This window comes from Oleiphilus sp. HI0123 (assembly GCF_001635315.1).
In genome coordinates this window covers 1-826 of record NZ_LWGE01000665.1, presented here as the reverse complement: position 1 = coordinate 826, position 826 = coordinate 1, and the positions used below count along the sequence as shown (strand labels likewise).

The 826-nt window shown below is 44.4% G+C and carries 1 protein-coding gene; it reads left to right on the top strand.

The genetic code is table 11. The features are described from left to right. Positions 1-826: diguanylate cyclase (locus A3761_RS06035; RefSeq protein ID WP_156491659.1), on the top strand; the 826-nt coding region annotated here is incomplete at both ends.

The following is an 826-nucleotide window of genomic DNA, read 5'->3' as shown; positions in this document are numbered from 1 at the left end:
TATTTCTGCCCGTTATGTGAACGAGCAGGGAAACGAGGAACTGGAAGGAACTCTAATCAATATTAATGAACGAAAAGCCTTTGAACAGCAGCTAAAACATTTGGCTGAGCACGACTCTTTAACAGGCTTTTATAACCGTAGAACCTTTGAGAGTTCAGCAAAAGAGTTATTGCTTAAAGTTCAAGCAGGTGAAGATTCGGCCTGCTTACTATATATGGATCTAGACCAGTTTAAGATTGTGAATGACCTCTGTGGCCACACTGCAGGCGACATCTTGCTAAAAAATATTAGCCAGAAGCTGCTTCAAGAAGTAAAAGCGCTCGGGCCTCAGCAGGTCATCGCTCGACTGGGGGGCGATGAATTCGGCATTCTCGTTAGCCAAACAAGTCTTCCCAAAGCAAGGCTTATTGCCGAAAGTCTCAGAGAAGCCGTCGAGAAATTTTTATTTATCTGGGAAGGTAAGCGTTACAGCATTGGCGTCAGTATCGGCTTGGTTGAAATATACCCTTATCACCAGAATGTAGAACAACTACTAGCCATGGCGGATGCTGCTTGCTATATGGCCAAAGACCAAGGGCGTAATCGTGTTCATGTATTCATTGAGTCTGATAAAGACCTACAGTTCCGACAGCTCGAAATGCAATGGGTCACAACAATTAAAGAAGCACTAACGAATGATCAGTTCTTTTTAGTCTTTCAACACATTGCGCCCAACCAAGGTCAAGAGCAAAACTTTCATTACGAAATCCTGCTTCGCCTGATCAATAGCAACGGCAACCTTTGTTCTCCAGGCCAGTTCTTGCCCGCGGCAGAACGCTATAACCTC